The following is an 8,225-nucleotide window of genomic DNA, read 5'->3' on the forward strand; positions in this document are numbered from 1 at the left end:
AAGAGCGCACCGCGGACGCGGCAACGCGGACGGCACGGCAAACCCCACCGGGAGCAAAACCGAATAGGGGCGACACGCGCGGGCTCCGGTCCGCGCAAGCTTTCTCTCCAGGCTCGTCGCCCGGGTTGGTTGCTCGAGGCGTTCGGTAACGATCGTCCCAGAGGAATGGCCGCCACGTCAGGGCGATCCTTGCGGATCGCTCGGGCCCTACAGAACCCGGCTTAAAGGCCGGCTGATCCGCGTTGCACCCTGCGTCTGCTGCCGAAACCCGAACGAAAACTTACGCTCGGTTAACCTTGCTGAGGTCTGATCGCTGCCGGCGGCGCACTCCCGCCCAGGTTCGTTGACGGCGCTCAGAGGCCCATGGTACCCCGATTCATCCCGTCAACGGCGATTTTCGGATCGACGGACGCAGCCTGTCCGAGGCAGGTCGGTGTCCGCTCGCGCGGTCGCGTCACGCATCGACCCGGAGACGCCCCGTCTCTCCGAGCCGCGCCAGCGCGCTCCAGCCCCGTGGAAGGGACGCATGCGCCGCTTCAGTCCGGTTTCGTCCGCGCTCTCATCCCGACCTTCGTCCCGTGCGCGCGTCGTACGACCGTCCCGTATCGGGGCCGCCCGATGACGCGCGCACCACGCGCGCCGCGGCCGGTCGACGGAGCGCCGCACGTTCCGGTCCTCCTCAACGAGGTTCTTCAGGCCCTCGACCTTCCGGGCCGCGCCCTGGCGGTGGACGGGACCTTCGGCGCCGGCGGCTACACGCGCGCCATGCTGAAGGCCGACCCCGCGGTGCAGGTCCTGGCGATCGACCGCGACCCCGGCGCCATCGCGGGGGGGGCGCCCCTGGTGGCGGAGGCCGCCGGCCGCCTCGCCCTGGTGTCCGGCCGCTTCGGCACCCTGGATGCCTGCGTGCGGGCCGCGGGTCACGCCGAGGCCGATGCCGTCATTCTCGATATCGGCGTCTCCTCGATGCAGATCGACCAGCCCGAGCGCGGCTTCTCGTTCCGCAACGATGGCCCCCTCGACATGCGCATGGAGCGCGCCGGACCGAGCGCCGCCGACCTCGTCAACGAGTCCGAGGAAGCGGATCTGGCCGACATCATCTACCATTACGGCGAGGAGCGCCGCTCGCGCGCCGTGGCGCGCGCGATCATCGAGGCCCGGCGCAAGGCCCGGATCGAGACCACCGCCGCCCTGGCGGAGATCGTCGCCAGCGTGGTCTGGGCCGATCCGGCGAGCGGCATCCACCCCGCCACCCGCACCTTCCAGGGATTGCGGATCGCCGTGAACGACGAACTCGGCGAGCTGGTGCAGGCCCTGCATGCCGCCGAGCGGATCCTGAAGCCGGGTGGGCGCCTCGGCGTGGTCACGTTCCACTCGCTGGAGGACCGGATCGTGAAGCAGTTCTTCTCGGCCCGGAGCGGCCGGGCGGCCCAGGCCTCGCGCCACGTGCCGAGCCTCGAGGCACCGGCGCCCCGCAGCTTCGTGGCCGTCACCAAAGGGCCGGTCCTGCCCTCGGAGGCCGAGATCGCCGTCAATCCCCGCGCCCGCTCGGCCAAGCTGCGCGCGGTCCAGCGCACGGATGCGCCCGCGCCCGAGCCCCTGGCGGCCATCGAGACCCTGGCCGCGCTGCCCGCGCGGACGGGCCGCAGCGGAGGAGCGCGCCGGTGATCCGATTGCTGAACCTCGTCGCGGTGCTGGGCCTGATCGGGTCGGCGATCTACGCCTACTCGATCAAGTACGACACGCTCTATCAGGCCGGCCAGGTCTCGAAGGCCCAGAGCCAGCTCAAACGAGAGCGCCAGGCCATCGCGGTCCTGCGCGCCGAGTGGCAGCTCCTCACCCGCCCCGATCGCCTGCAGGCGGCGGTGGACCGCTACCTCGCGCTGGAGCCGATCGGCACCGTCCATCTCGGGCGACTCTCCGACCTGCCGGCCCGTCCCGACCGCGGCGACGAAATCGGCCGCCTCCTCGCCGCCACCGCGACGCCGAAGGAGAAGCCCGTGGCCGGACGCGCCTCCGACGACCCGCGCACCACGGGCAGCGTCACGCCCCGGACCACCACCACCAGAACCCCGACCACGACTTCGAGGTAGTGTCCGTGTCCGAAGTCCAGCCCCCCGACGTATCCCGGCCCGACCCGATTCCGGAGGCCCAGGCCCCCGCGCTCCACGCGCATCCGGTCGATTCCCAAGCTTCGACCGACGCGCAGGCTTCGGTCGACTCGGAGGCTCCGGTGGAATCCGAAGCCCCGGCGCCGGCCGAGCGCATCGCCGAGGCGTCCGCCGCCCGGACCAGCTGGCTGGTGCGTGGCGCGAAGGCCATGTTCCACCTCGCCATCGAGCGCTCCTACGCCCGCGTCGGCCTCGTGGGCCTCGGCTTCGCTCTGGTCTTCGCCACGATCTCCGGCCGTCTCATCTACATGGCGGCCTTCCCGGAGCCCGATAACGGCGACCGTCGGATCGCGGCGGCCGCCACCACGGCGATCCGACCCGATATCGTCGACCGCAACGGGGAGATCCTGGCCACCGACATCCGCACGGTCTCGATCTTCGCCGAACCCCGCAACATCTACGACAAGGACGAGGCGGTCGAACTCCTCACCGCCGTGCTGCCGCAGATCAACGCCACCGAATTGCGGGCCAAGCTCTCCACGAAGAAGGGCTTCGTCTGGGTCAAGCGCGAGATCACCCCGAAGCAGCAGGCGGAGGTCCACCGGCTCGGCATTCCGGGCATCGGCTTCCTGCCCGACCATAAGCGCGTCTACCCGAACGGCACGGCGGCCGCCCATATCCTCGGCATCACCAACCTCGACAACATCGGCATCGCCGGCATCGAGAAGTACATCGACAACCAGGGCAACAAGGCGCTCAACGATTTCGGTCTGGTCGCCAAGCAGACCGACCTGAAGCCGGTGCAGCTCTCCATCGACCTGCGGGCGCAGTTCGCCGTGCGGGACGAGCTCGCCTGGGGCCTCGACCACTTCAAGGCGAAGGCCGCCGCGGCCATGATCCTCGACGTGCAGACCGGCGAGGTGATCGCGCTCGCCTCCCTGCCGGACTTCGACCCGAACGACCCGGCCGACGCGCTCAATCCCGACCGCATCAACCGGATGAACGTCGGCGTCTACGAGATGGGCTCGACCTTCAAGGCGATGACCTTGGCGATGGCCCTCGATTCCGGCAAGTTCAACGTCAACTCGACCTTCGACACCCGCGGCGGCGTGCTGAACTGGGGCCGGCAGAAGATCCACGAGTACCACGGCACCAACCGCGTCATCACGATGCCGGAGGTGTTCACGCACTCGTCCAACATCGGCTCGGCCAAGATGGCGCTCGGTATCGGCGTGCCCGGCCACAAGGCCTTCCTGAAGAAGATGGGCCTGACCGACCGCGTCCGCACGGAACTGCCCGAGAGCGCCGAGCCCATCGTTCCGGCGCGCTGGACCGAGATCAACACCATCACCATCGCGTTCGGCCACGGCCTCGCGGTGGCGCCGATCCAGGCCACGGCGGCGGTGGCGGCGATCGCGAACGGCGGCTTCCTGATGACGCCGACCTTTCTCAAGACGACCGCCGAGGCGGCGATGGCCAAGGCCACCCGCGTGCTCAAGCCCGAGACCAGCGAGGCGATGCGCTTCATCATGCGCCTCAACGCCGTCGAGGGCTCGGCCAAGAAGGCGGCGATCCCGTACTACTTCGTGGGCGGCAAGACCGGCACCGCCGAGAAGGTGATCCACGGCCGCTACGTGAAGAACCGCCTGTTCACGACCTTCATGGCTGCAGCCCCCATGAACAACCCGAAATACCTCTTCGTGACCATCATGGACGAGCCCCAGGGCCTGCCGGAATCCGGCGGTTACGCCACCGCCGCCTGGAATTCCGGGGTCGTCACCGGACGCGTGATCGAGCGCGTCGCCCCCGTCCTCGGCCTGCCGCCCCAGTTCGACCCGCCCGTTAAGCCCTTCCCCCTGATGGTGAAGCTCGGCGCCTACCACGCCACGCAGGTGGACGGGCGATGAGCGGGCGGACCCTCGGTGGGCTCTTTCCCGAGGCGGAGGCCGCCGTTGCCGGCCTTCCGGTCGCGGGTCTGACGGCGGATTCACGAAACGTCGGGCCGGGCTTCGTCTTCGTCGCCGTGCCGGGCACCGTGGCCGACGGCCGCCGCTTCGCCGCCAAGGCGGCGGCGGCCGGCGCCGTGGCGGTGGTGAGCGAGGGCGCGCGTCCGGAGGGCCTCGGGCCAAGCGTGCCCTACGTCGCCGTGGCGGACGTGCGCCGCAGCCTCGCCCGCGCGGCGCAGGCCTTCTCGGGCCGGCAGCCGGCCCGGGTGGTGGCGGTGACGGGGACGAGCGGGAAGAGCTCGGTCACCGATTTCGTGCGCCAGATCCTGGCGCGTCTCGGCGCCGAGGCCGCGAGCCTCGGCACGGTCGGCATCGTCACCAGCCGGGGTGCCACCTACGGTTCGCTCACCACCCCCGACCCCGTCACCCTGCACGCCACCCTGGCGCGGCTCGCCGACGACGGCATCGACGATCTTGCCATGGAGGCGTCCTCCCACGGGATCGAGCAGCGCCGCCTCGATGGGGTCGCGCTCGCCGCGGTGGGCTACACCAATCTCGGCCGTGACCATCTCGACTACCACGCCACCATGGACGACTACCTGGCGGCCAAGCTGCGGCTGTTCACGACACTGGCGCAGCCCGGCATCCCGGCGGTGATCAACAGCGACGGCGCCTATGCCGACGTCGTGGTGGCCGCCGCCGCCGCCCGTGGCCTCGACGTCCACACCACGGGGTCGAAGGGCGATATGGTGCGGCTCATCTCGGCGCGCACCGAGGGCTTCCATCAGCATCTCGCCTTGCAGGCGCCCGGCGCTTCGGGCCGGCTGCAGGACTACACCGTGCGCCTGCCGCTGGTCGGCGGTTTCCAGGTGGAGAACGCGCTGCTCGCCGCCGGCCTTGTGCTGGCGACCCCCGCCGGCCGGGCCGATCCGGCGGGCGTGATCGCCGCCCTCGAACACCTCACCGGCGTGCCGGGCCGCATGGAGCGGATTGGCGAAGCCAATGGCGGCCTCTGCCTCGTGGACTACGCCCACAAGCCGGAGGCCCTCGAGGGCGTGCTGACGGCGCTCCGTCCCTTCGCGACGGGGCGCCTGCGCCTGGTCTTCGGCTGCGGCGGAGACCGTGACACCGGCAAGCGCCCGATCATGGGCGACATCGCGGCGAGACAAGCCGACGCCGTCATCGTCACCGACGACAATCCCCGCAGCGAGGACCCGGCCGCGATCCGCGCCGCGATCCTGGCCGCCGCGCCGGGCGCCGTCGAGATCGGCGATCGGGCCGAGGCGATCCGCACCGCCGTGCGGGCGCTGGAACCCGGTGACGTGCTCGTGGTGGCCGGCAAGGGCCATGAAACCGGCCAGATCGTGGGGTCACAGGTCCTGCCCTTCTCGGACCACGACGTCCTCCGGGCTGCGATCGCGGAACGCTCAGCATGACCGACACCACCCCGCTCTGGACGTCCGACGCCCTGGAGGCCGCCACCGGCGGCACGCTGTCGGGCGCGCCGAAGCCGATCACCGGCGCCTCGATCGACACCCGCACGCTGCAGCCCGGCGACCTGTTCTTCGCCATCCGGGGCGAGGCCCGGGACGGGCACGACTTCGTCGCGGCTGCGCTGGAGCGGGGCGCCGGCGCGGCCGTGGTCGCGGCGGACCGGGCGCAGGACTTCGCGGGCATCGGGCCTGTCCTGGCGGTCTCGGGCACGGGCGACGATCCCGTCCTCGGCGCCATGCGGGGGCTCGGCGCCGCGGCCCGCGCCCGCACGGACGCGAGCATCGTCGCGGTGACGGGGTCGGTCGGCAAGACCGGGACCAAGGAGGCCCTGCGCCACGTCCTCTCCGCGCAGGGGGCGACGCACGCTTCCATCGCCTCGTACAACAACCACTGGGGCGTGCCCCTGACCCTGGCGCGGATGCCCGCCGAGACCCGGTTCGGCGTGTTCGAAATCGGCATGAACCACCCGGGCGAGATCGTGCCGCTCACCGCGATGGTGCAGCCCGACATCGCCCTCGTGACTACCGTCGAGCCCGTGCACATCGAGCACTTCGCTTCGCTCTCGGCCATCGCCGACGCCAAGGGCGAGATCTTCTCCGGATTGAAGGTGGGCGGCACCGCGATCATCAACCGCGACAACCCGAACTATGCGCGTCTCCTCGCGCACGCCCTGGCCTCGCGCGCCGGTCGGGTCGTCTCCTTCGGCGAGCATCCGGAGGCGGATGTGCGCGCCCGGCGCATCGTCCTGCGCCCCGACCTCTCGGTGGTCGACGCGGTGGTGATGGGCATTCCGGTGACCTACCAACTCGGTACGCCCGGTCGGCACACGGCCATGAATTCGCTGGGCGTGATGGCGGTGGTGCATGCGCTCGGGGCGGACCTCGCCCGCGCGGCCCTGTCCCTGGCGGCCCTGCGGCCCCCGGTGGGGCGCGGCGAGCGCACCGCCCTGGCGGTCGGGGAGGGCGAGGCCTTCCTGGTCGATGAGAGCTACAACGCCAACCCCGCCTCGATCCGCGCGGCTCTCGCGACGCTGGCCGGCATCGAGACCGGCCCGCGCGGCCGCCGCATCGCGGTGCTCGGCGACATGCTGGAACTCGGGCCCGAGGGCGAGGCCCACCACCGCGACCTCGCGGGGCCGGTGGAGGCCGCGAAGGTGGACCTCGTCTTCACGGCCGGCCCGCTGATGCGCAACCTGTTCGAGGCCCTGCCGGTGAACCGGCGCGGCGCCGCGGCGGCGACCTCGGCCGAGCTCCTCGATCCGGTGCTCTCGGCGCTACGCCCCGGCGACGCCGTGATGGTGAAGGGATCGAACAGCATCCGCATGGGCCGGATTGTCGAAGCGCTCAAAGCCCGTTACGCGAACGCCCAAGCCGAACCGCCGCACGCCGCCGCGCGCTGAGGCGACCTTCATCACGGCCGGGATGGGTGACGCGCGCGCGCCTCCGGCCGAGTTCCGAACTGAACCACGGCCGGGTGCTGGATGCTGTATCTCCTCTCGGACTTGAGCGGCACCGTCTCCGCCCTCAACGTCTTCCGCTACATCACCTTCCGCACCGGCGGCGCGCTGTTCACGGCGGGCCTGTTCGTGTTCTGGTTCGGGCCGCTGATCATCTCCCTGCTCCGCCTGCGCCAGGGCAAGGGCCAGCCGATCCGCGAGGACGGACCCCAGTCGCACCTGCTGACGAAGCGCGGCACGCCCACCATGGGCGGCCTGATGATCCTGGCCGGCTGCGTGGTGGCGATCCTGCTCTGGGCGAACCCGCGCAACCACTACGTCTGGGTGACGCTGGCGGTGACACTCGGCTTCGGCGCGATCGGGTTCTACGACGACTACCTCAAGGTCACGAAGCAGTCGCACAAGGGCTTCTCCGGCAAGTTCCGCCTGGCCCTCGAAGCCGCCATCGCCATCGCGGCCTGCACGCTGATCGCGGTCTACTCGCCGCCCGCCCTGCAGAACCAGCTCGCCTTCCCGGTCTTCAAGGACGCGCTTCTGAACCTCGGCTGGTTCTACGTGCTGTTCGCCGCCTTCGTGATCGTCGGCGCCGGCAACTCCGTGAACATGACCGACGGCCTCGACGGTCTCGCCATCGTGCCGGTGATGATCGCCTGCGGCACCTTCGGCGTCATCGCCTACCTCGTCGGCAACGTCTTCACGGCGGGCTACCTCCAGGTGAACTACGTTCGCGACACGGGTGAACTCGCGGTGGTCTGCGGGGCGGTGATCGGGGCGGGGCTCGGCTTCCTCTGGTTCAACGCGCCCCCCGCGCAGGTCTTCATGGGCGATACCGGGTCCCTGGCGCTCGGCGGTCTGCTGGGCACCATCGCGGTGGCGACCAAGCACGAGATCGTGCTGGCCATCGTCGGCGGCCTGTTCGTGCTGGAGATGATGTCGGTGATCATCCAGGTCGCCTCGTTCAAGCTCACGGGCAAGCGGGTCTTCCGCATGGCGCCGATCCACCATCATTTCGAGCAGAAGGGCTGGAAGGAGCCGCAGGTCGTGATCCGTTTCTGGATCATCGCGGTGATCCTGGCGCTCGCCGGCCTCGCCACCCTGAAGCTGCGCTGAGCCCGTCGCCAGAGAGCCCGTCCTCATGACGCCCGTCACCACCTTCGCCGGCCGGAAGGTCGCCCTGTTCGGCCTCGGCGGCTCCGGCCTCGCCACCGTCCGCGCCCT

General features: G+C 70.8%; 6 protein-coding genes and 1 other RNA gene. All 7 read left to right on the top strand.

Going from position 1 to position 8,225, the window contains the following annotated elements:
- Positions 1-240: RNase P RNA component class A (gene rnpB, locus K2X24_RS12735), an RNA gene on the top strand; the annotation flags it as partial.
- Between the two features lie 378 nt (positions 241-618).
- Entirely contained in the window at positions 619-1,668 is a 1,050-nt protein-coding gene (gene rsmH, locus K2X24_RS12740) for a 16S rRNA (cytosine(1402)-N(4))-methyltransferase RsmH (RefSeq protein ID WP_292498593.1), read from the top strand.
- Positions 1,665-2,093 carry a hypothetical protein gene (locus K2X24_RS12745; RefSeq protein ID WP_292498594.1) on the top strand — a complete coding sequence of 143 codons (429 nt, stop codon included), beginning with the start codon at positions 1,665-1,667 and terminating at the stop codon, positions 2,091-2,093. Before rsmH ends, K2X24_RS12745 begins: the two co-directional genes overlap by 4 nt.
- 173 nt (positions 2,094-2,266) lie before the next feature.
- A complete protein-coding gene (locus K2X24_RS12750; RefSeq protein ID WP_292498603.1) occupies positions 2,267-4,018 on the top strand; it encodes a penicillin-binding protein 2 in 1,752 nt (583 codons plus the stop codon).
- Complete coding sequence (locus K2X24_RS12755) at positions 4,015-5,493, top strand: UDP-N-acetylmuramoyl-L-alanyl-D-glutamate--2,6-diaminopimelate ligase (protein ID WP_292498597.1); 1,479 nt, start codon at positions 4,015-4,017, stop codon at positions 5,491-5,493. The genes K2X24_RS12750 and K2X24_RS12755 overlap by 4 nt, the downstream gene beginning before the upstream one ends.
- Positions 5,490-6,950 carry a UDP-N-acetylmuramoylalanyl-D-glutamyl-2,6-diaminopimelate--D-alanyl-D-alanine ligase gene (locus tag K2X24_RS12760; protein ID WP_292498600.1) on the top strand — a complete coding sequence of 487 codons (1,461 nt, stop codon included), beginning with the start codon at positions 5,490-5,492 and terminating at the stop codon, positions 6,948-6,950. Before K2X24_RS12755 ends, K2X24_RS12760 begins: the two co-directional genes overlap by 4 nt.
- 81 nt (positions 6,951-7,031) lie before the next feature.
- Positions 7,032-8,117 (top strand): phospho-N-acetylmuramoyl-pentapeptide-transferase, encoded by a 1,086-nt coding sequence (gene mraY / locus K2X24_RS12765; protein ID WP_238276512.1) that lies wholly within the window; start codon positions 7,032-7,034, stop codon positions 8,115-8,117.
- The last annotated feature ends 108 nt before the right edge of the window (positions 8,118-8,225 follow it).

Origin of the sequence: Methylobacterium sp., from assembly GCF_019750675.1 — a bacterium.
In the GTDB taxonomy this organism is placed as follows: Bacteria; Pseudomonadota; Alphaproteobacteria; order Rhizobiales; family Beijerinckiaceae; genus Methylobacterium.

What these genes read in the sequence shown, in the direction of transcription:
- K2X24_RS12755 (WP_292498597.1), top strand. Translation starts at nt 4,015, where the DNA reads ATGAGCGGGCGGACCCTCGGTGGGCTCTTTCCCGAGGCGGAGGCCGCC.
- rsmH (WP_292498593.1), top strand. Translation starts at nt 619, where the DNA reads ATGACGCGCGCACCACGCGCGCCGCGGCCGGTCGACGGAGCGCCGCAC.
- mraY (WP_238276512.1), top strand. Translation starts at nt 7,032, where the DNA reads ATGCTGTATCTCCTCTCGGACTTGAGCGGCACCGTCTCCGCCCTCAAC.
- K2X24_RS12760 (WP_292498600.1), top strand. Translation starts at nt 5,490, where the DNA reads ATGACCGACACCACCCCGCTCTGGACGTCCGACGCCCTGGAGGCCGCC.